We start from the raw sequence: 24078 nt of genomic DNA, 5'->3' as shown, positions 1-24078 counted from the left end.
CCTTACCATTCCTGACTTACCTGGCAACCTTCTGCTTCTCCCGCAAAGCGCGCTGAATGTCACGCTGAGCATCGCGCTTGGCCGCAGTATCACGCTTGTCATACTGCTTCTTGCCCTTGCCAAGTCCGATCAGCAGCTTGGCATAGCCATTGCGCGTATAGATCTTCAGCGGCACAATCGCATAACCCTCCTGCTTGGACTGACCAAGCAGCTTATGAATCTGCAGCTTGTGCAGCAGCAGCTTGCGCGCCCGCGATGGATCGGGATTATGACGATTACCCTGCTCGAACGGGCTGATGTGCATGTTGTGAATGAACATCTCTCCATTGCGGATCGTGGCGAACGCATCGTTAATGTTCGCACGTCCCTGTCGCACCGACTTGATCTCCGTCCCGGTCAAGACGATCCCCGCTTCATAAGTTTCCTCGATGAAGTAGTCATGGGAAGCCTTCTTGTTCTGGGCGAGCGGCCTGTCATCACTCTTCTTCTTGCCCATGCTTACTCACTCCCTCTCTTATGAAGCCTGAATCAAGCCAGTCTACACCGCATCACAAATGCATGTCAGTTGCACAATGGACTCCCACAGGTTTCAGGAGTCCATTGTAACAAGTTTATATTTGGAAATCAAGCACCCGCACAGGGTTGAGCCCGATTATTTGAAGCTGCTACACACCCAACCTCATCACAATCTACAGCATCATCCCTTATTGCAGCGCACTATCCTTCTCTGCCATGACCGCCACGCCGCCACCTGCTCCAGCGTTTACGCTGCCGGTAGCAACTGCGCTGCCAAGGCCAGCAGCCGCTTCCGCATGAGCGGCGCCAACGCCTGCCTTGCTGCCAGCCGCAGCTCCGGCTGCTCCGCCGCTCTTCTTCTTGCGCGGCGGCTTCCGCAAGCCGCGCGCCGCATCGGCTGCGCCGGCTGCCGCTGCGCTGCCGCCTTGCGCTGCTGCGGCTGGCGCAGCAGCGGCTCCCTTGCGGCGCGAGCCGGTGCCGCTGCTGCCGCCGTCTCCCCGTCTGCCGCGGGGAGACTCGCCGGCTTCGCCGCCGCGATAGGCTTGCCCGCTAATCGGCAAGCCCCACATATCCCGGCGCACGCCACCCTTCCGCGAAGTGGTGGCGTAGCCCCCGCGAGAGCCGCCTTCGGCGATGCGCTCGCTATGGCGCTCCGGCGGCGCTTGGCGGCCTGCGCCGCCTTGCCAGCCGCCCTGGCGGGTCGAGCGGCCGCCGCTGGTGCGCTCGCGCTTGTTCTTGCGCTGCGGCGGCACCTTAGCGCTCGGCGACTGCTCCGCCGCGGCTACCGAATCGCTGCCGCGCTCTGCGCCCTCGGCGCTCGCCGATCGGCCACGCCCTGCTTCGCTGCCCTGCGCCAGCGCATCTGCGCCAGCGCTGCCGTCGCGCCTTGCTGCTCCGCCGCGCCGCTTGCCCTTGGAAGCCGGGCGCTGGAGCTGCTCCTCTTGCCCGCTCCCCACAGCTTCCACGCCTGTCTCCGCAGGCTCTGCTACTGCTGCCACAGACGCTCCTGCTGCCTTGCGATTCTTTCTGCTGCGCTTGCTCTTGCCAGAGTGCTCGCGGATCGTCTCCGTTTGCCCTTGCTCCGCTTCCTTGCTATGGCCCTCTAAGGCCCCATGTTCATTACCATTCACTTGAACTGCATCCATCGCCAGCTCTCCCTGCTCCCAGCCGGGGTCATATTTTGTATTGCTATCTAGCCAGACATTGTCGTCAGCAGCATGCCACGGGTCATCTGAGCCCGCATTCGCACTGGACGCCGTGCCTCCCTTTCCCTTCTTCTCCTTCTTGCCTGCTACAGTCGGCGTCCCTTCCCCTGAGCCGCCCCCAGCTTGTCCGTTAACCGGGCCCTGCTTGCCCTTGCGATCCTTGCCGGGGCGGCCGCCTTGATCGCGGCCAGGCTTGAACAGCTTGCCCGGACTTCCCTTGCCTCCCTTAGACGGGCCACCCTTGCCAGGGCCGCCCCGTCCTGGCCCGCCCTTGCCGGGCTTGCCATTCCAGAAGCCGCCGCCGCGCGGCTTAATATCTACCAACTCAAAATCAATCGTATGGTCATTCATATTCACACGAGCGACACGAATCTTGACCTCATCGCCGATCCGGTACACCTTGGAGGAGCGCTCTCCGATCAACGCCATGTGCAGCTCATGGAAATGGTAGTAGTCGTCATGCATATCGCTTAGCCGGATCAGCCCTTCGACCGTATTCTCCAGCTCGACGAACATGCCGAAGCTGGTCACGCTGCTGATGATGCCCTCGAACTCCTCGCCAACCTTGTCGAGCATGAACTCGCATTTCTTCAACTGCTCCGTATCTCGCTCCGCATCTGCGGCCACACGCTCGCGCTGCGACGAATGCTGGGCATAGTCCGGCATCTTCGCCTCCAGCGCTTCCTGGCGCTTAGGCGGCAAGCTGCCTCCGTTAGCCAGCACCTCACGCATGACACGATGGATGATCAGATCGGGATAGCGGCGGATCGGCGAGGTGAAGTGGGAATAAAACTCGGCCGCCAGGCCGAAATGCCCCAGACTCTGCGCATCATACTTCGCCTGCTTCATCGATCGCAGCATCATCGTGGAGATGACGGTCTCCTCCTTGCTGCCACGAATCTCTTCCAGCATCGTCTGCAGCGCCCGCGGATGAATGGTGTTCGCCTTCCCCTTGACCGTATAGCCGAAGTTCGCGGCAAACCGTACAAAGTTCATCAGCTTCTCCGAATCCGGGTCCTCATGAATCCGATACAGGAACGGCACCCGCAGCCAGTGGAAATGCTCGGCCACCGTCTCGTTGGCCGCCAGCATGAATTCCTCGATAATCTGCTCGGCCACGGAGCGCTCACGCTTCACAATATCGACGGCCTTGCCTTCCTCATTCACAATTACCTTGGACTCTTGGAAGTCAAAATCGATCGCCCCGCGCTTCATCCGTCGCGAGCGCAGCCGCATCGCGAGCTGCTCCATCAGCCTGAACATGTCAAGCAGCTCTGCGTAACGAGCCTTCAGCTCTTCATCATCATCCACCAGAATTTTGCGGACATTCGAATAGGTCATCCGCTCCTTCGTGCGGATCACGCTGGTGAAGACATCATGGCGCACCCGCTTGAGCGTCTTGGCATCGAACTCCATCTCGCACGACATCGTCAGCCTGTCCACTTGAGGGTTAAGCGAGCAGATGCCGTTCGACAGACGATGCGGCAGCATCGGGATGACCCGATCCACCAGATAGACGCTGCACCCTCTGCGATACGCCTCCTGATCGAGCGCAGAATTTTCCTTCACGTAGTAGCTGACATCAGCGATGTGCACGCCAAGCACGTAGTTACCGTTCTCCAGCAGCTTCACGCCTACCGCATCATCCAGGTCCTTCGCATCCTCGCCATCAATCGTCACGATCACTTCGTCTCGAAGATCGCGTCGACCCTGCTGGATGATCTCCTCCTCTGTAATCCGGTCAGGCGCCGTCTCCGACTCCGCCAGCACATCATCAGGGAAGCCCTCCGGTAGCTGATGCTTGCGGATGATCGAGAGAATATCAATGCCTGGATCATCCTTGTGACCCAGCACCTCGATAATTTCGCCTTCCGCAGCCGAGCGCCCCTCGGGATAGTTCACGATGCGCACAACCACCTTCTGTCCGGTCACTGCGCCGCGGAAGCCCTCCTTAGGGATGAAAATGTCACGATTGATGCGCTTGTCATCCGGCATCACGAAGCCATAAGCCTCATGGTGCTCGAAGGTGCCCACGACCTCGGTAATCGCACGAGTGACCACCCGGACGACCTCGCCTTCCATCCGTCCGCCGCCTGCGCTTTTGGATGTAATACGCGCCAGCACCGTATCCCCATTCATCGCACTTTTCAAATCATTGGCATGCAGGTACACATCCGGCTGATTGCTGTCGTCAGGCAGCAGGAAGGCGAACCCCTTCGCATGCGCCTGCACCCGTCCGCGCACCAGGTTCATTCGCTCTGGCACGCCATAGCGCTCACTGCGGGTACGCAGGATTTGACCAGACTCCTCCAGTCGGGTGAGGAGCTGCAGGAATGCCTTGAACTCCTCAGCGTTGCTCGTTCCGAAATGCTGCTCCAGCTCTTGATATGTCATCGGCTTGTAGGCGGTCTCCCGCATAAAATCAAGCAATTCCTGTTCTGTTACCATCTTATCTCGTCTCACCAGCCTGCCCAGTATATTAAGGCTATATCAAGTATAGGCGATACGTAGACCGCTTGAAAATAGCCTTGAGCGAAATGATTCTGCCACCTATACGGCGATAAGCAGGAAGCCCTGCATCCTTAGGCCGTATAGACCATCTATATACATAAATCAAATGTGGATCAGCCCAGAACGCTATGCGGAATAAGACTTCTCGCTGCTCGTGCTCATCGCTCCACAGAAGGAGAATTCTGGAGTCCGATCAACTCGATTCACATCGCTCATAGCTCGTCACTGTTGCTGCATTTGCTTCACTTATATAGTCATGTATTTCATAAGTATATACAAATTATGCGGCTTCCATCCATGAAGAGGTTGTCCTGTCTGCGAGGGGAGCGCAGCCTGCACCTGGCCTGATCTGAAGTCTTCGCAGATGGCAGCCGCACGGATGGGCCCAGCGCCCCTGGCTCAAGCAATAGGGGCATGAAAAGGCTTGGCTGCATACGCTCACTTATATATTAAGCTTCAATAGCTGGCGCTTATGGGCAGCTTCTGTCCCGTTCTAATCGGCGTAGCCCTGTCCCAGTGCGCATATCAAGCCCAAAATAAAGGGGATTTCTGATCGATTCATCTGGTCAATCGCCAGGACGGACTAATGCCATCTTGACGGTGTGTTTGCAGTTCGTTGCATTAATTGCGTCTCAGCCGCCAGCAGAAGAGGGAAGTGAGAGACACGATAACAAAAAAAGCGGGGAACCCCCCGCTTTTTAATGTATTCTCTGTGTCAACCCTTCACCAAATAAGCCACTGTCAAAGACAATAGGAAGAAGCCTACCGCCAACACGACAGTCAAACGCTGTAAGAACAGATCCAGACCACGAGCCTTCTGTTTACCAAACAGATGCTCCGCTCCGCCTGAGATTGCCCCGGACAAGCCTGCGCTCTTCCCTTTTTGCAAGAGAACCGCTGCAATCAAGCCCAGTGAAAAAATTACCAGCAAAATCTTCAATGCAACCACAGTTCCACCTCCCGCTATAGGAGCTCATGAATTAAAGCTGACCCTAGCCATATCAAAACATATATCGCTAGTTTATCATATCTAACGGCCTGCTTGCAATTCCAAAATTCTCTTTTTTCTCTGCGGCCTCCTCGTCAGACCAGGTTCCGATCTTGAAAAAACTGCAAGCTAAGCCTTGCGCTATCTACCGAAGTTAACTCGAATTGCTCCTGACACACAACATAATATTGCACATCCGCCTCCGCCGCCGCCCTCAGCAGCGGATCAAAGTTTATTACACCCTCTCCAATCACCGTATCGGTGCGCTGAGTGCCGAAGTCCCGGATATGCATCAGCTCCAGACGGCTTCCATAGCGGTTAATCAGGTCTGCCGCATGCAGTCCCGCCATATAGACCCACCCCACATCCAGCTCCAGGAACATCAGCTCCGCCGGGATACGCTCCAGCACATGATCCAGGATTAACTTCCCATTCACATGCACAAGCTCACTCACATGATTATGGTAACCAAATTGAAGCCCCGCCGCCCTCACCTGCAGTGCAGCCCGCTCCAGCACCCGAACCAGATGCCGTACATCATCCATTGTAGGCTTTTCCTGCAAGGGGGCCCATGGCGCTATGATCCGGGGTACACCAATCTCCAGCGCATATTGTATCTCTCGCTCCATGTCCTTGCCCAGCGACTTCAGGTTCCCCCAATCGATGGGGACATGGTTGCCGACCGCCTCTAATTGCAGCTCCTCCAGTCGCCTTCTCACTGCAGAGGGCTTCACCCCGTAATATCCGGAGAACTCGATTGCCGGATACCCTATCTTCGCCGCTAGTTCAATCGCTCCGAGCAGATCCATCCTCGCGACGTCCTGCAGCGTCGACAACTGCAGCGCTACCTTTGGCATGCTCTACGCCTCCGTTCGTTGCCCATAGTTAAATCATCTGTTCTGTAGTATGAAGCAACAGGAGAGAGGACATGCATCGCCTTTGCATCTTGCCTCCCAAGGACAGACCTATCCTTCGACAGCGGGCATGTGCACCCCATAAACGTATGAACCAGGCGTAGACCTGTCGCTAATAAAAACATCCCCACACCGCACGAGGCGGCGCAGGGATGCTTGGTGGAGGTTCTCAGTTAAGCCTTGTGGCTTACTTGAAGTTTTTCAGGTTGTAGAATGCTTGCTTGCCACCATAGATCGCTGTGGAGCCCAGTTGATCTTCGATGCGCAGCAATTGGTTGTATTTCGCAACACGGTCTGTACGGGAAGGTGCGCCTGTCTTGATCTGACCCGCGTTAGTTGCTACTGCGATGTCAGCGATTGTGCTGTCTTCGCTCTCACCGGAACGGTGGGAGATTACTGCTGTGTAGCCTGCGCGCTTCGCCATTTCGATCGCGTCGAAGGTTTCAGTCAGGGTACCGATTTGGTTTACTTTAACCAGGATCGAGTTGCCTACGCCTTGCTCGATGCCGGAGGACAGACGCTCGGTATTGGTCACGAACAGGTCGTCGCCCACCAGTTGAACCTTGCTGCCCAGTTTATCCGTCAGCAGCTTCCAGCCTTCCCAATCGTCTTCGGAACAACCGTCTTCGATCGAGATGATTGGATATTTGTCCACCAGGGAAGCCAGGTAATCAACGAACTCAGCGGATGTGAAGGAGCGGCCTTCGCCTTCCAGATGGTACTTGCCGTCCTTGAAGAACTCGGTGGACGCAACGTCCATGCCCAGGAATACATCGACGCCTGGCTTGTAGCCCGCTCTTTCGATTGCAGAGATGATCGTTGTGATCGCTTCTTCGTTAGAGCCAAGGTTCGGAGCGAATCCGCCCTCGTCGCCTACAGCCGTGTTCAGGCCTTTGTCCTTCAGTACAGCCTTCAGGTTGTGGAAGATTTCAGCGCCGATGCGCAGTGCTTCCTTGAAGCTCTCTGCGCCTACTGGCAGAACCATGAACTCCTGCACGTCGATGTTGTTGTCTGCATGCTCGCCGCCGTTAACGATGTTCATCATCGGCACTGGCAGTGTTTTGGAGTTGAATCCGCCCAGGTACGTGTACAATGGAACGTCCAGCGCATCCGCAGCAGCGCGGGCAACCGCCATCGATACAGCCAGAATCGCGTTTGCGCCCAGCTTGCCTTTGTTCGGCGTGCCGTCCACTTCGATCATTCTGCGGTCGATTGCCACTTGATCCAGTGCGTCCAGTCCGATGATCTCAGGAGCGATCAGCGTGTTGACGTTCTCTACCGCTTGCAGCACGCCTTTACCCAGGTAACGGCCCTTGTCGCCGTCGCGCAGCTCAACTGCTTCATAAGCGCCAGTGGATGCGCCAGATGGAACGATTGCACGGCCTTTGCCGCCGGACTCCAGATGAACTTCAACCTCTACCGTTGGGTTACCACGGGAATCGAGCACTTCGCGTGCATACACATCAGTAATGATAGACATGAGAAAAAACACTCCTTCAATGTAATTTGGTTTGGGGTACTTACTTCGAGATCAGGGAAGCTCCAGTCATCTCTGCTGGCTGCGGCAATTGCATCAAGTCGAGAATCGTCGGTGCAATATCAGCCAGAATGCCGCCCTCGCGCAGTTGAACATCCTTCGAGGTGACGATCAGCGGCACCGGATTCGTCGTATGCGCCGTGAACGGACGCTCATTATCATCGAGCACCAGATCCGCGTTGCCATGGTCAGCCGTGATGATGACGACGCCGCCCTTGGCGAGCACGGCTTCAACTACCTTGCCCATGCATTCATCCGTCACCTCAACCGCCTTGATCGTCGGCTCCAGCATGCCGGAGTGCCCAACCATGTCGGGGTTAGCGAAGTTCAGAATGATCGCATCGTGCTTGTCAGCTTCAATCTCCTTCACCGCAGCCTCAGCCACCTCGTAAGCGCTCATCTCCGGCTGCAGGTCATAGGTCGCTACCTTAGGCGAATTGATCAGAATGCGTGTCTCACCTGGCAGCTCGACATCCCGTCCGCCGCTGAAGAAGAACGTAACATGCGGGTATTTCTCGGTCTCGGCGATCCGCAGTTGCTTCTTGCCCTGCTGTACCAGCACCTCGCCCAGCGTATTGTCCAGATTTTTCGGTTTGTAGGCGACGAGTCCGCCCACCGTCTCACTGAACAGCGTCAGACAGACGAAGTACAGATTCTTCGGACATTTCGGTCCGCGGTCGAAGCCAGGGAATTCGTCATTGGTGAAGACCTGGGACAACTGAATCGCACGATCGGGACGGAAGTTGAAGAACACCACCGCATCCTCCGATTCCACCAATGCAACCGGCTGCTTATCTTCCCCTACGATGACTGTCGGCACGACAAATTCATCATATACGTTGTTCTCATACGATTGTACAACAGCCTGCAGCGGATCGACAAATTGCGGGCCTTCGCCGTAGACCATCGCACGATACGACTTCTCCACGCGATCCCAGCGCTTGTCGCGATCCATCGCATAGTAGCGTCCGTGCAGGGAAGCGATCTTGCCTACGCCAACCTCTGCAATCTTCGCCTGCAGTGCCTCCACGAAGGAGCGTCCGCTATCCGGGGCTACGTCGCGTCCATCCAGGAAGGCATGGATATAGACGTCATGGAAGTCCTGGCGCTTCGCCAGATCCAGCAGGGCGAACAAATGTGCAATGTGGCTGTGTACGCCGCCATTGGAGAGCAGGCCGTACAGATGCAGCTTCTTGCCATTCTTCTTCGCATGCTGGATCGCGCTCAGCAGTGTCTCGTTATCGTAGAACTCGCCCTCGCGGATCGACTTGTCGATGCGGGTCAAGTCCTGATAGACGATCCGTCCGGCGCCGATGTTCAGATGGCCCACCTCGGAGTTGCCCATCTGTCCTTCTGGCAGACCCACCGCCTCGCCGCAAGCTGTCAACGTCGTATGCGGATAAGTGGCCATATACCGGTCATAGTTTGGCTTATTGGCTTGCGCCACCGCATTGCCATGAACCGTATCACGCAGGCCGAAGCCATCCATAATGATCAGAGCTACAGGTTTTGGCGCGCTCATCTTACTTGGCCCCCTGAACAAGCTCGATATAAGAAGCAGGCTCCAGGCTTGCACCGCCGACCAGTGCGCCGTCGATGTTAGGCTGTGCCATATACTCTTTAATGTTGGCAGGCTTCACGCTGCCGCCGTATTGAATGCGCACTGCGTCAGCCGTCTCTTGACCATACAGGCCTGCAACCACGCCGCGGATATAGGCAATCACATCCTCTGCGTCTTCAGCCGTGGAGGACTTGCCTGTACCAATTGCCCAGATCGGCTCATAAGCGATAACGACTTGTGCGGCTTGCTCGGCAGACAGTCCCTCGAAGGCAGCAGTTGTCTGAACGTTACACACATTTTTCGTCTCGCCCGCCTCGCGCTCCTCCAGCTTCTCGCCCACGCAGACGATCGGCGTCAGGCCGTGCTTGAATGCAGCATGTACTTTTTTATTCACAATCTCATCGGTTTCCGCAAAATAGGCGCGACGCTCGGAATGTCCGATAATTACATACGAAACCTTCAAATCCTTCAGCATAACACCGCTAATCTCACCGGTATAAGCTCCGTTGTCCTCGAAGTGCAGGTTTTGCGCGCCGATGCCGATGGAGCTGCCAGCAGCAGCAGCCGTCAGAGCAGGAAGTGCAATATAAGGAGCGCAGATTACACTGTCGACTCCCTCGACTTCTGCCTTGCCTTTTACCTCAGCCAGGAAGCTCTCTGCCTCCGAGACTGTCTTGAACATTTTCCAGTTGCCTGCAATAATCGGTTTTCTCACCTTTTCGTACACGTCCTTTCATTTTGAGAAGGGGCAATGCCTCATCTCTTATAATAGCCTATTTTTCGCCATGAAACGACGCTTTTTCCGTAAAAGGAGAAAGCGCCGCTATAGGTCTTTTTATTTATCGTTAAGAGCTTCTACACCTGGAAGCTTCTTGCCTTCCATGAACTCCAGGGAAGCGCCGCCGCCTGTAGAGATGTGATTCATCTTGTCAGCCAGGTGGAACTTCTCTGTCGCCGCCGCCGAATCGCCGCCGCCGATTACTGTGTAGCCTTCGGTCTCTGCACAAGCTTGCGCAACAGCGCGCGTGCCATGGGAGAATGGCTCGATCTCGAACACGCCCATCGGCCCGTTCCATACGACCAGCTTGGAGTTTTTGATGACGTCCGCATACAGCTCGCGGGTTTTCGGGCCGATGTCGATGCCTTCCCAATCAGCAGGAATGCCGTCTACATTGACAATGTTGGTGTTGGCGCTAGCGCTGAAGTCATCGGATACGACGATGTCCACTGGCAGCAGGAAGTTCTTGCCCAGATCCTTGGCCTTCTGGATGAAGCCAAGCGCCAGATCCAGCTTCTCGTTGTCCACCAGCGATTGTCCGATCTCGTAGCCCTGTGCCTTGAAGAAGGTGTAGGAGAGGCCGCCGCCGATCAACACATTGTCGGCAATTTCCAGCATCTTGTTGATGACGTCGATTTTGTCCTTTACCTTAGAACCGCCGACGATAGCGGTGAACGGACGGTCAGGGTTCAGCAGCGCTTTGCCCAGTACAGCCAGCTCCTTCTCCATCAGCAAGCCGGATACGGCTGGCAGATGATGTGCGATGCCCTCAGTAGACGCATGTGCGCGGTGAGCAGCGCCGAATGCATCATTGACGAACAGATCGGCCAGCTCGGCAAATTGCTTCGCCAGCTCCGGATCATTCTTCTCCTCGCCTGGATAGAAGCGCACGTTCTCAAGCAGCAGTACATCACCGTCATTCAACGCAGCAGCCTGAGCCTTCACCGCTTCGCCAACGGCTTCGTCAGCCTTGGCAACCGGCTTGCCCAGCAGCTCGGACAGACGAGCAGCCGCCAGATTCAAGCGAAGCTCCTCCACCACTTGGCCCTTCGGACGACCCATATGGCTCGCGAGAATAACCTTTGCGCCCTTCCCGATCAAATATTGAATTGTAGGCAGCGTTTCACGAATCCGTGTGTCGTCCGTGATGGCTCCGTTCTCAACCGGTACGTTGAAATCCACCCGTACAAATACACGTTTGCCGCTTACCTCGACATCTCTTACACTTTTCTTGTTCATCGCAAGAACCTCCTTGGTTGTTAGGGGATAGAAGGCTATAGAGCTTCATCAAGACAGTGTCCCGGATTTGCAGCAAATCCGGGACGGGAATGTCCGCATCCGCCCCGTGGCAGACCACAGGGGGAAGCGTTCAAGTGTATAGGATATTACAGGCCTTTTGCTGCGATGTAAGCAGCCAGGTCAACTACGCGGTTGGAATAGCCCCACTCGTTGTCGTACCAGGATACAACCTTCACCATGTTGCCTTCAACAACCATAGTGCACAGGCTGTCGATAGTGGAGGAAGCTGGGTCGCCATTGTAGTCGCTCGATACCAGCGGCTCTTCGGAGAAGTTCAGGATGCCTTTCAGCGGGCCTTCAGCAGCAGCTTTCAGCGCGCCGTTCACTTCTTCAACCGTTACGTTCTTGCTCACTTCAACAACGAGATCCGTTACGGAAACGTTAGGTGTAGGTACACGCATTGCCATACCATTCAGTTTACCTTTCAGTTCAGGCAGTACGAGCGATACAGCTTTAGCAGCGCCTGTTGTGGAAGGAATGATGTTCTCTGCAGCAGCGCGAGCGCGGCGCAGGTCTTTGTGAGGCAGGTCAAGTACAGATTGGTCATTCGTGTAGGAGTGAACAGTTGTCATCATCCCTTTAACGATACCGAACTGGTCGTTCAGTACTTTCGCGAATGGAGCCAGGCAGTTTGTTGTACAGGAAGCATTGGAGATTACAGTATGTGCAGCCGGGTCGTATTTGTCTTCGTTAACGCCCATAACAACTGTAATATCTTCGTTCGTTGCAGGTGCGGAGATGATAACTTTCTTCGCTCCGCCTTTCAGGTGAAGCTCAGCTTTTTCTTTCGCTGTGAAGATACCGGTAGATTCCACAACGATCTCAACGCCGTACTCTCCCCAAGGCAGGTTGCCAGGGTCGCGCTCTGCGAATACTTTGATTTCTACGCCGTTCACGACCAGCGCGCCTTCTTTTGCCTCTACAGTAGCATCCAGCGTACCATGAGTTGTATCATATTTCAGCAGATGTGCCAGTGTTTTTGTATCTGTCAGATCGTTTACTGCAACCACTTGCACGTCAGGATTGTTCAGCGCTGCGCGAAATACGTTACGGCCGATACGACCAAAACCATTAATACCCACTTTAACCATTGTGATTTCCTCCTAAAGTTCGGTTTAATTATTCATTTATCTCAACACCCGCGACTTTGCTTCCTGTTAAGCCGCTTAGTGTCATGATCCTTCTGTTGATCTTACAAGCCAAATCGGACGATAATCTCTTCGGCTGCCGCCTCGTCCGTCACGAGTATGTCCTCGTGCCCGAATCGCAGGATAGCCCCGATTGCCTCGCCCTTGCTTCGTCCGCCAGCGACGCCAATCACCACTTCTGCGCGTTGAATGTCTTCAATTCGCAATCCGGCTGTCTGCATCCGGTGAACGACATTGCCATCCTTGTTGAAGTAGAAGCCAAACGCCTCTGCGAGCGCTCCTTCCTCTCTCAAGGCCGCAATCATCTCGTCTCCCACCTTGCGGCGGCGAGCCATCACCATCGCATCCCCGATGCCGTGCAGCACGATGCGCGCACTGCGAATGACCTCGACCAGTTCCTTGATGCCCGGCTCCTGCATGAGCGATACGTAAGCTTCCTCGCCCAGATGATCCGGCACATGAAGCAGCCGATATTGTGCGCCCACTCGCTTCGCCATCGTAGAGACAATAGTGTTCGCCTGATAGTCGACACTTTCGCCAAGTCCACCGCGCGCCGGAACGAACCGGATGCTCTTGAGCGGAACATGGGAATGCAACTGATCAGCGACATGAGCGAGCGTGGTGCCTCCAGTGACGGCGATGACATCATCGCTTCCCATCACCTTCTTGAGCGCCTGTGCGGCCGCTCTGCCTAGCTCCTTCTTCGTATGCACGGACGTATCGGAATCTCCCGCGACAACCCATACCTGCTTCAGATGGAAATAGCGGCGAAGCTTCTCCTCCATCTCAGAGAGCCCGAACAGCTCCTTAGCCTCTGGCTCCAGTTCATCTAACAGCTTGATGCCTGCCTCGCTAATCTCCATGCCATTGCTCTGAATATCGAGCAGGCCCTGGGACTTGAGGAAGTCGGTCTCTGCCCGAAGCACCCTTTCTGTCATTGAGAGTGAAGTAGCAAGCGCCCTGCGTCCAATCCGGTTCGAGTGTCTGACCTGCTGAAGAATGGTATACCGCTTCTTCATAATGTCCAATACATCAGGCATCAGTCTCTTCTGCAGTTCAAAGGTATTGCGCATAGGGTTCACTCCTGTAGCCCGGCAAGGGCGCTATGGACGGTACGAACATTAGGACAATTAACGTCCCGCAGTATCATTTTAAGTCCCACTTACATTGTATCGAATTTCATACCGTTATGCAACTCAAGTTTTCACCGCTTATTTATTTTCGACATGACCCTTGCTTTTTTTTCATCTATCCCATATAATAAATCTCGCTGCACCTTATAGTGTGCTCAGCAAGTCATATAGATGCGCCCGTGGTCCAATGGATATGACGTAGGCCTCCGGAGCCTGAGATCGAGGTTCGATTCCTCGCGGGCGCGCCACTTCACAAGCTACTCCTGACGGTATCGTCAGGTTTTTTTATTTTTCATGTCTGACTATCTTTGACTTTTGTTTTGGAATCCGTTATGATAATTTTACATCCTAATTATTTGAATGGAGGCGTGTCCAGATGGATATGAATTTTGTACCAATGGTCATTGAACAAAGCAACCGCGGAGAGCGCGCCTATGACATCTACTCCCGTCTGTTGAAGGACCGGATTATCTTTTTGGGGAGCGGCGTGAATGATGTTGTCGCCAATTCGATCATCGCTCAGATGCTCTTCCTGACCGCCGATGACCCGGAGAAGGACATCAGCTTGTACATTAACAGTCCGGGAGGTTCCATAACTGCAGGGATGGCAATCTACGACACCATGCAATTCATCAAGCCCGATGTATCGACGATCTGTGTCGGCATGGCAGCTTCCATGGGCGCATTCCTGCTCGCTGCAGGCGCCAAGGGCAAGCGCTATGCGCTGCCTAACAGCGAAGTGATGATTCACCAGCCGCTCGGTGGAGCCGAAGGGCAAGCCAGCGACATCGAGATTCGTGCCAGACGCATCCTGAAGATGCGCGACAAGCTCAATGGTATTCTGGCTGAACGCACAGGACAGCCGCTGAGCAAGATCGAGCAGGATACCGATCGCGATTATTTCATGAGCGCTGAAGAAGCTCGTGAGTACGGTCTGGTTGACAAAGTGATCGAACGCATCTAGAGTTTTCACAGCCTCAGAACGCTATCCGCAGTTGTGCTTGCTTCTTCCATCGCTTCACGCAGGCAGCCGTACAGCATCGCGATATGGCGCATATACCCAAGCAATAGTGCATTTCAGAGCCTGGCAGGCTAGTCCCTCCAGGCTCTTTATCATAGCCAATATTTGATGTCAAGAAAAATTCAACATACTGAATCGGACAAGACGATGCACCCATTTCATGGTAAGATGAAAAAAACGAAGAACTTCCCATATTCATACATCTCTAGGGTTGTTTTTGAAAACCATTAACAATGGAGTTGCGTCTTATGAAAATTTCAAACCCCTTCCTATCCATGCGTAATTTCATCAAGCCTACGGATCGGAGCCGTCGTTCCTCGCAGCGTTACAATATGGAGGATTCCGGCTATTCAGTCAGGTTCTCTGTTGCGAAAGAGCCTGTATACAGCGACTACAGCGACAAAACCCTACTCCTGAAGCCCTTGAATGATGAGCATCTGCTGGAGGTATATCGCGAAGCCAAGGCGATGTGTCTGTCTGAGGATTTCATCCAACTGATCGAAAGCGCATTGGAGCAGCGTAAAATTCCATTAAGAGAAGTGGGCAATGGCTAAGCCGCTCTTGTCGACTCATAGCGAATGGCCGCACGATGACGTGCGGCTTTTCATCATGTTAACCCAGGGTACGCTGGAATACACGACGCCAGACACCCCACCTCGGACATGAGCCGCGGTGGGGTGTCTTCTTCATTCTATTACTTGCCAAAGACAAGGGTCGTGTTAGAGGAGCCGGCATACTTGGTTACAAATTCGCGAGCATAATTGGCATCCCTAACCTCATAGCTATAGTTGCTGCTAGGTCTCCAATTCGTCCTAGGCGATCTGGGAGCGTTCAGAGCAGGTGTACTGCCCGAGTCCGTAAACTCGCCATTCGCCTTGTCATCGAGTATGCCGCCTTTTTCTGCCCCTGCGCCAAAGTAGTTGTTCTCGGAATAGATCCGCGCTCCCTGACCAATGGTAATGGCCTGATTGAAATTATTTGCATAATTATTTTTGACATGGAAATATCCGTATCGCATAAGGCCTGGGCCGCGGACATACAGGTTTTCAAAGTAATTGTTCGCCAGCGTGACATGGGGCACCCCATTATAGCTGCTATTGCCATCATTCGGGTGGCCCAGTATTAGACCATATCTGTGATTCGAGAATTTGGAATTGCTAATGGTAATATAATCGGCTCGGTCGCCGATATAGAGCAGCTTGTCCAGATCACTACCATTGGCGTTGTAGCCATGGCCTGCGAACGTACAATGATCGATCCAGTAATTGGTCCCGGCCGTAATGTACATCTGAATATCATCGTTTGCATTGATGTTAGCCGAGTGCTGGAAGGTAAGATTTTGAAAAATGACATTGCCTGAGCTGGAGGTAGAACGGAAATGAATATTGGTCAGCGTGTGATTGTTGTAGGAGCCGACAATTGTCTTGTTGGAGCCGAAATTCACTTTTTGCAGCGTGGAAGAGGAGATGTTGTTCTCGATGACAAGAATCTTAGGAGTCGAGCCCGCACTATGGGTGCGCAGATCGTTCAAGGAGCTAATGTACACAATCTGACCGTTCTTCCCACCAGTAATGGCTGATTTCCATACGCCAAATTCGTTTTTCGCGTTCCCTGCGAAGCCTGTCAGTCCTGTCGTGCCGGTGTTGGGAAAGCTGGCTGCCCCATACGTCGACAAGGGAGGAGTAAAGTTCAGCCATAACACCGCAGCAACTAACAACAGAAATGAAAGCCTTTTCATAAATAACCACCAACCTTTTTCTTTTATTTAATTTTGCAATTTTATTATATATTGTAATTTATACCATAGCAATCCTCAATTCAAAAAAACGCCAAAAACCCCTCGCCTGAGTGAGTGGCGAAGGGGTCTTCTCATCCATTCCTTATGTCAGACCCGCCTTATTGGTTCTCCAGTTCTTCCTTGCTTACCAGATTGACTAAAGCGGTTACAGCCTGTTCTGCGTCCGAACCCTCTGCACTAATGTGTACTTCAGTGCCCGAGCTAATGGCCAAGCTCATAATACCCATAATGGATTTGGCATTCACTTTCTTGTCGTCCTTCTCCACGAACACTTCGGAAGAAAATTTATTTGCTTCCTGTACAAAAAGCGCTGCCGGTCTTGCATGGAGACCTGTCTTCAAACGAACGACCACAGGATGCCTTGTCATGGAAACCATACCCCCTATACTATTTCGATCTAATACCTGTATTCCAAAGACCGGTTCCAATCATCCCGGTCTTCTCTGCCTGTGAACAAGATGTCCACAGTTGCCGTATATTCCGGCACGGTAGATCCTTCCGGGCCGGCCTCAGCCGCCGCCCATATGCTTGCATTATTATAACATTATATCATCCGAAGCACTAGGTTGAAAAGTTTAGCCGTTCCTTATTTTCTCGGCAAGTTCGTCAAGCTTGCGCAATCGATGATTGACCCCGGATTTGCTGACTTTCACCTTGAGCAGATCGCCAACTTCCTTCAGATTCATATCCGGATGCTTCAGGCGAATCTCTGCAACCTCCTTCAGTTTGTCAGGAAGATGATCCAGTCCCAGCTCCTTCTGAATCAGCTTGATATTATCGATCTGCCGCACGGCTGCCCCGATCGTCTTGTTCAGATTGGCCGTCTCACAGTTCACGATCCGGTTGACCGAGTTACGCATATCGCGCATAATTCGTACATCCTCGAATTTGAACAATGCCTGGTGCGCCCCGATAATATTAAGGAACTCGATAATTTTCTCGCCTTCCTTAATGTAGAAGATGAAGCCTTTCTTCCGCTCAATGCATCTGGCATTGAGATGGAAGGAATTCGCCAGATCCACCATGGAGCAGCATTGCTCCTCATACATCGAAGCGATCTCCAGATGATAGGAGGAGCCTTCTGGGTTATTCACCGAACCAGCAGCCAGGAATGCGCCTCTCAGATAGGAGCGTTTGCAGCAAGGCTTGCGAATCAGCTCCGGATCAATTCCTTGATGAAATACAAAGCCTTCCGATACAATGTGAAGCTCAGCCAGCATCTCCTGAGCCCTCATCGGAATTCGAACGATATAGACGTTATTTTTTTTCAACCGCATCTTCTTGCGGACAAGCAGCTCTGTATGAACAGCAAATAGCTTTTTCGTCAAGGAATAGATCCTGCGCGCAATAGCAGCATTTTCTGTTGACACATCCAGAATGACCTTACGGTTGGCGAGATTAACAGAGCCATTCATTCGAATCAGCGCTGCCAGCTCTGCCTTCTCGCAGCAGGAATCTGCCTCGATTAAGGTCAGCTCCTTCTTGGTTTGGGCCGCAAAAGACAAGCGGGCTCACCCCTTTCGTTGCATCCAATTCTCAACAAGCTGATAAATATGATGGCTTAGCCGCGCGGCATCATGTCTGAGATAGGTACGAAACAACACCAGTCGGTCAGCAATGACCTGGTAGCCCCGCTTCTTCACTTCCTCCAGATCCAGATGAACCGCCTTGGCCCCCTCCTCCGCATACTTGCTCTGTACCTGCGGCGGAATCTCGCCGTCATTCACGATGACATAGTCAAACAGATGATGACCGATGTGGGCATGGATCGCCTCCAGATGGTCGCTGACAGAATAATTATCCGTCTCGCCAGGCTGTGTCATCACATTGCACACAAATATCTTGACCGCATTCGATTCCACAATGGCCTGTGCCAGCTTGGGCACGAGCAGATTCGGAATAATGCTCGTATACAGGCTGCCCGGCCCGACGAGAATCGCATCCGCCTCGCGCAATGCCTCCACCGCCTCTTCCAACGGCTCCACATTAGCCGGCTCGATCATGACTCGCTTGATCTGCCTGCGCGCCTTGGGGATCATTGATTCGCCGGTGACGACAGAGCCATCCTTCATCTCTGCCTTCAGCACGATCGACTGTCCCGCAGCCGGCAGAACCCGCCCGCGCACCGCCAATACGCGGCTCAGCTCGCGCACTCCGGTGACGAAATCCCCCGAGATGTCCGTCATCGCTGCCAGCATGAGATTGCCCAGGCTATGCCCCGCCAGCCCGTTGCCATGGTTGAAACGATAGTTTAACATATCCGCCAGCAGCGGCTCCACATCCGCAAGCGCGGTTAATACGTTGCGAATGTCGCCTGGGGGCGGCATATGAAGCTCGTTGCGCAGAATGCCGGAGCTTCCCCCATCGTCAGCGACGGTGACAATGGCGGTAATATCAAGCGGCTTCTCCTTGAGGCCGCGCAACATAACCGAGAGGCCAGTACCGCCACCGATGACAACAATGCTCGGATTCTGTTTCTTGTTTGTACGCTGAATCAATGCTTCACCCCGCTAATGGCGGTCACGCTCGGCATCACGATGACTGACACGCACGATCTCCGTATCACTGCTGCCCAGCATTCGTCCCAAGTATTCCGCAATTGCAACCGATCGATGCTTGCCGCCCGTACATCCTATGCCGATCACAATTTGACTTTTCCCTTCCTTGTGATACAGAGGAATCAGGAAATTTAACATGTCCAGCAGCTTGACGAGGAACTGCTGGGTTTCTGGCCATTTCATCACATATTCATACACATCTGGATTCTGGCCTGTATTCGGACGCAGATGCTCTACATAGTGCGGGTTGGGCAGAAATCTGACATCGTAGATCAGATCTGCATCGATCGGCATACCATATTTGAAGCCAAAGGAGGTGACATTGACTGATATGCCATTTTTGTCCATGTTGGAGAAGCGGGAAATAATCCGTTCCTTCAGTTGTGCCGGCTTAATATTGCTCGTATCGATCACCTGATTCGCCCAGCCCTTCAGATCTTCCAATAACCTGCGCTCGAGCGCGATGCCCTCCAGCGGCAGTCCCTCCGGAGCGAGCGGATGACGGCGCCGTGTTTCCTTGTAGCGTTGAACCAATACGCTGTCTGTGGCATCAAGGAACAGGATTTCGCATTGAATGGTATAATGATCCTGAATATAGGATAATGACTCGGACAGCGCTGTAAAAAACTCGCGGCCGCGCAGGTCAATTACCAGTGCTACCTTCCCAATCTTCCCCTTGGACTGCTCAATTAATTCAGCAAATTTCGGGATTAGCACCGGCGGCAAATTATCGACACAGAAGAATCCCAGATCCTCCAGACTCTGTACTGCGATCGTCTTGCCCGCGCCCGACATCCCTGTGATGATGATCAGCTTCGCTAGTGATGCAGAATTTGTCGTCATGTTTCTCACCCCTCCTAGGGCGTCATATCCATCTTCAGCTTGCCATTGCAGAGACCGCAATGGTCAAGGTCAAGGGTCTCTATCGTCTAACCTTGCTGCAGAGACATGCTCTGCCAGGCGACACGCTCTGATATGGCGGACACCCCGCCTGCTTCTTATGCTTCCTAGCTGTTAATTACAAGCCCGGCGGCGCCGACGATTCCCGCATCGTTGCCGAGCTGTGCCGGTACGATCTCTACGCCCTCCTGCGATGACTCTGGTGTCAGCTTGGCGAATACTTCGCGGATCTGCTCGAACAAGTACTCTCCAGCCTTGGATACCCCTCCGCCAATAATGAACCGTTGCGGGTTCAATACGACGGATACAACAGACATCGACTTGCCCAGATAGTATGCCGCGCGGTTCACGATGCGGATCGCCACTTCATCTCCGGCCTTAGCCGCGTCCACAACGTCCTTGGCCATAATATTGTCGACCAGCGACAGTGAGGTGCGATCGCCGCGGGCAACAGCATCCTTAGCCATCCGAATGATGCCAGTTGCAGACGATACCGTCTCCAGACAGCCCATCTTGCCGCAGCCGCACTGAATCGCCTCCAGGTCAGGCACGATCTGGATATGTCCCAGCTCTCCCGCCTTGCCTGCATACCCCTCCACGATCTTGCCATTAATAATAATGCCCCCACCGACACCTGTACCCAGCGTATAGCATACACAATGGCCAACATCGCGACCTGCGCCCGACCACGCTTCACCCAGCGCAGCTACATTGGCATCATTATTGATATATACCTTCTTCTCCAGCTTCTCTTCCAGATATTGCTTGAGGTTGACATTGCGCAGCCCCAGATTCGGCGAGAAGGATACGATGCCATTCGGTATATCCAGGAATCCTGCAATTCCGATCCCAATTCCTTCCACATGCTCCCATTCAAACGGGGAGTCTTCCACGATGTTGCGGGCATAAGCCGCAATATTGTTTAATATCGCATCTGTGCCCTTGCTTACCTCCGTCGGTCCTTCATACGTATGGAGCAATTTGCCTTCCAGATTACATATCCCGACTTTGATTGCCGTTCCTCCGATGTCGACTCCAACGCAGATCTTTTCAGACATGACAATGGCCACCTCAATTTACTTAGTTAACTGCTTCTGTACCAACTATAAGCCAACTGACCCGTGTGGTCAAGAACAACGGTATTCCGCCTTCTAGAGCCTCTGTCACTGCTTAATATAGCCTATGCTCGTTCTTGCTGAAGCTTGCGCCGTAATACTCTTGCCTGCTTGTCTGCACCTGACACACCTTGGCAGGCAAAAAGGCGTGCCTGCGCTGTACACGCAAACACGCCACATTCACGCTGACGCCCTCGCTCGCCAATTACAGCGACTGGCTCCAGTCGTGAACCGCATGACCTTCCAGGAACTTCTCACAATCAAGCGCCGCCATACAGCCGCTGCCAGCAGCGGTGATTGCCTGGCGGTACTTCAGATCCTGCACATCGCCGCATGCGAAGATGCCCGGGATATTCGTCTCGCTCGTACCCGGCTTCACCAGAATATAACCGGTCTCGTCCGTCGTCACCTGTCCGCCCAGGAATTTCGTATTGGGCGTGTGTCCGATCGCCACGAACATGCCGTCTGTCTGGATGACTTCCTCCTGCCCGGTTTCATTGTCACGCACCTTCAGACCGGTTACGCCCATCGGGCCTGCGACCACCTCAAGTGGCGTCTTGTTCAACTGCCAGGAGATTTTGCTATTCTCTTGTGCCCGAGTCTGCATAATCTTGGAAGCCCGAAGCTCCTCGCGACGATGCACCAGCACAACCTCGCTGGCAAAGCGAGTCAGGAAGTTCGCTTCCTCCATCGCCGAGTCGCCGCCGCCGACGACGATAATCTTCTTGCCGCGGAAGAAGAAGCCGTCACAGGTCGCGCATGTGCTGACACCACGACCGACATTGTCCTTCTCCCCAGGAATGCCCAGGTACTTGGCAGAGGCGCCTGTGGAGATAATCAGCGATTCTGCAACCAATTCCCCATGCCCCTCAACCTGAAGCTTGAACGGGCGCTCGGAGGCATCCACCGAATTCACCCAACCCGTCCTGAATTCTGCTCCGAACCGTTCGGCCTGCTTGCGCATATTGGCCATCAGCTCAGGCCCCATGATGCCATCAGGGAAGCCCGGGAAGTTCTCCACCTCAGTCGTCGTTGTCAACTGTCCACCAGGCTCTGGGCCTTCAATCACCAGCGGATTCATATTGGCGCGAGCCAGATAGATCGCTGCCGTCAGCCCTGCCGGGCCTGTGCCGATAATAATGGATTTATACATGTTCATTGCCTCCCTTGCTGAATTGAAACTCTCTATAGCTGCTGCCGCCTTCCTTCACGCCTTCACGCCGCCCGAGCTACTCTCCGGAAAATTCTCCGAACTGGGGAAACACCGACCTCATCTTCTCCTTGATGCCGCAGGCCTCGTCGATCGCCTTGGCGTATTTGCTTACGGTCGAGATCGACACGCCATACCGCCTTGCAACCTCATGGTAGGATATTTCCCTGCGATGCATCTTCGCCGTCAAATATTCCAGAGCCGCTGCCCAGCCCTCGACCTTGGCGATCTTGGGTACATTCGGATACACTCTTGTCAGATATTCCACCCACAGCGTCAACAGATCATGCTGCTGAACCAGATCATACAGCTTGTTCATACGCTGCTGTGCTGCCTCCAGCACGGCTTGCCATCTGTCTTCCCACACCGGCAGTCTGGAGGGCAGCAGATTCGACTCCACATGCGTCCGCTTCCCTTCCAGCATCGCCGGGAGCGAGTCATGCACCCCGATGGAACGGAGCACGAAGATGGCGATTCGCTTGAGGTAATCATCTTCATCCGGCTCCAGCACGAACTCGCGCAACGCATCCTTAACCTCGTTATCGGCAATCATGCCCAGCGCTTGAATGACTTGAAGCTTGGTCTGACGGTCACCGTGCCGCAGCGCCCAGAAGAAGGAGGAGCGCACTAGCGGGTCCCGCTTCAGGTGATCAGGCAGCCCGTCCGTAGACTTCTCCCATAGGCGGAACTGCTCCTCGAAGGGCAGATGATAATGATAGCTGCTCGGGGGCGGCTCCTGCTGCGAGCGGACACTCCCCAACTGATCCAGATAATACTTCGGTATATCCGAGCCCGGGTCCAGCTTGGCTGTCTGCCGCCACAGCCGTTCCGCTTCCTTCCATCTGCCGATATTGCAGGCGGCGATAGCCGCATAATGATGCAGACACGGGTCCTGCTGTAGAGCGGGGTCCTTCAACAGCCGCATGAAATGCCGATAGGCTGTCTCATGCTCACCGAGAATGCCCATCGTCGTCGCTAGCTTGAATACATGCTCATGATGGAACGGATACGTCTTCTTCAGCAGCTCAACCAGTTGTGTGAGCGGCTCCTTATGACCTGCATGCTGGTGGAAGATGGCCAGATTACAGAGTGCATGAACATTGCCACCCTCTAGCTCCAGTACCTGGTTAATCGTGTCCATCGCCTTATCGAAGCGACCCATGTAGTAATAGGCCAATGCCAGATTATTGCGAGCGGCGAGAAAATCCTCGTACTTCTCAACGATGCTCTCCAGCAATCGAACCGCCTCGGCGAATTTCCCTTCCTCCAGCAGCATCCGCGCCTGATCATGCTCGTACAAGCCTTCGCGCGACTTGATCACCGCTTGCTTGGGCGGTCGATCCAGCTCGTACTGGAGCAGCTCCATCATTTCTTCGGCCTCATCGAGAAATTGCCCCTCCGCATCCTCCTCCAGATAACGGATTAGCGCATCCTCAGCCGCCTCATACTGCTCCATATTGGCAAAATTGTTAGCCATATAGAAATGGCATTCCGTCATGGATGGATCGAGCTCCTCCACAATGGAGCCGAGTATCCGGTTGGACTCCTCGTAATTCCCCATCTCTGACAAAATTCCCGCCATATTACAATGGTTGACCGGATTATCAGGCTCATAATCAACAGCCCGCCGAAAATACTTGAGGGCCTTGTCATAGTGAAGCCGGTCTAGTGAGCGGACCGCTCGTTCGAAAAAAAATGTCGCATCAAGCTGAATCGGGATCACCTTAGCGGGCTTGCTGGCGACCGTTCGTTTTTTCCCCTTCAATGCAAGGCACCTCCTTCTGATACGGGCAAATTATGCTTCAAATTATACCACAGTAAGACTCGGGAATATACAGCCGCCCCGCCGCAGACGCCGCGTCCACGACAGGACGGGGCATGTACAC

19 protein-coding genes, 1 tRNA gene and 1 pseudogene are annotated in these 24078 nt (G+C 53.9%); 3 read left to right on the top strand and 18 right to left on the bottom strand.

All coding sequences use genetic code 11. The features are described from left to right. Positions 1-16: 16 nt before the first annotated feature. The 10 genes and pseudogenes from smpB to ACY1JZ_RS16975 form a co-directional block, all read right to left on the bottom strand. A complete protein-coding gene (smpB, locus tag ACY1JZ_RS17020) occupies positions 17-496 on the bottom strand; it encodes an SsrA-binding protein SmpB (protein ID WP_462630223.1) in 480 nt (159 codons plus the stop codon). Between the two features lie 1252 nt (positions 497-1748). Then, a pseudogene (gene rnr / locus ACY1JZ_RS17015) lies at positions 1749-4169 on the bottom strand (ribonuclease R); the annotation flags it as partial. 778 nt (positions 4170-4947) lie between these two features. Then, positions 4948-5181 (bottom strand): preprotein translocase subunit SecG, encoded by a 234-nt coding sequence (gene secG / locus ACY1JZ_RS17010; protein ID WP_270167488.1) that lies wholly within the window; start codon positions 5179-5181, stop codon positions 4948-4950. 134 nt (positions 5182-5315) lie between these two features. Continuing rightward, positions 5316-6077: a sugar phosphate isomerase/epimerase family protein gene (locus tag ACY1JZ_RS17005; RefSeq protein ID WP_462630222.1), complete on the bottom strand. Its 762-nt coding sequence runs from the start codon at positions 6075-6077 to the stop codon at positions 5316-5318. A gap of 244 nt (positions 6078-6321) precedes the next feature. Continuing rightward, entirely contained in the window at positions 6322-7614 is a 1293-nt protein-coding gene (gene eno / locus ACY1JZ_RS17000; RefSeq protein WP_270167486.1) for a phosphopyruvate hydratase, read from the bottom strand. Between the two features lie 40 nt (positions 7615-7654). After that, positions 7655-9193, bottom strand: coding sequence for a 2,3-bisphosphoglycerate-independent phosphoglycerate mutase (gpmI, locus tag ACY1JZ_RS16995; RefSeq protein WP_270167485.1), 1539 nt, complete (start codon positions 9191-9193; stop codon positions 7655-7657). A gap of 1 nt (position 9194) precedes the next feature. Beyond that, positions 9195-9947 carry a triose-phosphate isomerase gene (gene tpiA, locus ACY1JZ_RS16990; protein WP_270167484.1) on the bottom strand — a complete coding sequence of 251 codons (753 nt, stop codon included), beginning with the start codon at positions 9945-9947 and terminating at the stop codon, positions 9195-9197. A 120-nt stretch (positions 9948-10067) separates the two neighbouring features. Beyond that, positions 10068-11249, bottom strand: a complete 1182-nt coding sequence (locus ACY1JZ_RS16985) for a phosphoglycerate kinase (protein WP_270167482.1) — start codon at positions 11247-11249, stop codon at positions 10068-10070. Positions 11250-11395: 146 nt separating this feature from the next. Continuing rightward, entirely contained in the window at positions 11396-12400 is a 1005-nt protein-coding gene (gene gap, locus ACY1JZ_RS16980; protein ID WP_270167481.1) for a type I glyceraldehyde-3-phosphate dehydrogenase, read from the bottom strand. Positions 12401-12501: 101 nt separating this feature from the next. Continuing rightward, positions 12502-13530, bottom strand: coding sequence for a sugar-binding transcriptional regulator (locus ACY1JZ_RS16975; RefSeq protein WP_270167480.1), 1029 nt, complete (start codon positions 13528-13530; stop codon positions 12502-12504). A 233-nt stretch (positions 13531-13763) separates the two neighbouring features. Between ACY1JZ_RS16975 and ACY1JZ_RS16970 the strand changes: the two genes are divergently transcribed. The 3 genes from ACY1JZ_RS16970 (at position 13764) to ACY1JZ_RS16960 (ending at position 15165) form a co-directional block, all read left to right on the top strand. Next, positions 13764-13838: transfer RNA gene (locus ACY1JZ_RS16970), tRNA-Arg, on the top strand. Positions 13839-13972: 134 nt separating this feature from the next. Beyond that, complete coding sequence (clpP, locus tag ACY1JZ_RS16965) at positions 13973-14554, top strand: ATP-dependent Clp endopeptidase proteolytic subunit ClpP (RefSeq protein ID WP_270172744.1); 582 nt, start codon at positions 13973-13975, stop codon at positions 14552-14554. 305 nt (positions 14555-14859) lie between these two features. Next, positions 14860-15165 (top strand): sporulation histidine kinase inhibitor Sda, encoded by a 306-nt coding sequence (locus ACY1JZ_RS16960; RefSeq protein WP_270167479.1) that lies wholly within the window; start codon positions 14860-14862, stop codon positions 15163-15165. Between the two features lie 140 nt (positions 15166-15305). Here the strand turns inward: ACY1JZ_RS16960 and ACY1JZ_RS16955 are convergent, their stop codons facing one another. From ACY1JZ_RS16955 to ACY1JZ_RS16920, 8 genes are all read right to left on the bottom strand, one after another. Beyond that, the gene (locus tag ACY1JZ_RS16955) at positions 15306-16349 is read right to left on the bottom strand and encodes a polysaccharide lyase family 1 protein (protein ID WP_462630220.1); all 1044 of its coding nucleotides are present in this window, start codon (positions 16347-16349) and stop codon (positions 15306-15308) included. A gap of 158 nt (positions 16350-16507) precedes the next feature. Continuing rightward, the gene (locus tag ACY1JZ_RS16950) at positions 16508-16777 is read right to left on the bottom strand and encodes an HPr family phosphocarrier protein (RefSeq protein WP_028560934.1); all 270 of its coding nucleotides are present in this window, start codon (positions 16775-16777) and stop codon (positions 16508-16510) included. 207 nt (positions 16778-16984) lie between these two features. Next, the gene (gene whiA, locus ACY1JZ_RS16945) at positions 16985-17914 is read right to left on the bottom strand and encodes a DNA-binding protein WhiA (RefSeq protein WP_270167476.1); all 930 of its coding nucleotides are present in this window, start codon (positions 17912-17914) and stop codon (positions 16985-16987) included. Between the two features lie 6 nt (positions 17915-17920). Continuing rightward, the gene (gene mgfK / locus ACY1JZ_RS16940) at positions 17921-18907 is read right to left on the bottom strand and encodes a gluconeogenesis morphogenetic factor MgfK (protein ID WP_442954828.1); all 987 of its coding nucleotides are present in this window, start codon (positions 18905-18907) and stop codon (positions 17921-17923) included. Positions 18908-18919: 12 nt separating this feature from the next. Beyond that, on the bottom strand, positions 18920-19810 hold the full coding sequence (rapZ, locus tag ACY1JZ_RS16935) for an RNase adapter RapZ (RefSeq protein WP_270167474.1): 891 nt from the start codon (positions 19808-19810) through the stop codon (positions 18920-18922). Positions 19811-19974: 164 nt separating this feature from the next. Continuing rightward, positions 19975-20925: an ROK family glucokinase gene (locus tag ACY1JZ_RS16930; RefSeq protein ID WP_270167472.1), complete on the bottom strand. Its 951-nt coding sequence runs from the start codon at positions 20923-20925 to the stop codon at positions 19975-19977. Between the two features lie 262 nt (positions 20926-21187). Next, complete coding sequence (gene trxB / locus ACY1JZ_RS16925) at positions 21188-22135, bottom strand: thioredoxin-disulfide reductase (protein WP_270167470.1); 948 nt, start codon at positions 22133-22135, stop codon at positions 21188-21190. A gap of 76 nt (positions 22136-22211) precedes the next feature. Next, the gene (locus ACY1JZ_RS16920) at positions 22212-23957 is read right to left on the bottom strand and encodes a tetratricopeptide repeat protein (RefSeq protein ID WP_462630219.1); all 1746 of its coding nucleotides are present in this window, start codon (positions 23955-23957) and stop codon (positions 22212-22214) included. Positions 23958-24078 lie beyond the last annotated feature (121 nt).

The organism is Paenibacillus sp. J5 (genome assembly GCF_054955055.1).
This window is presented reverse-complemented; position numbering and strand designations above follow the sequence as displayed.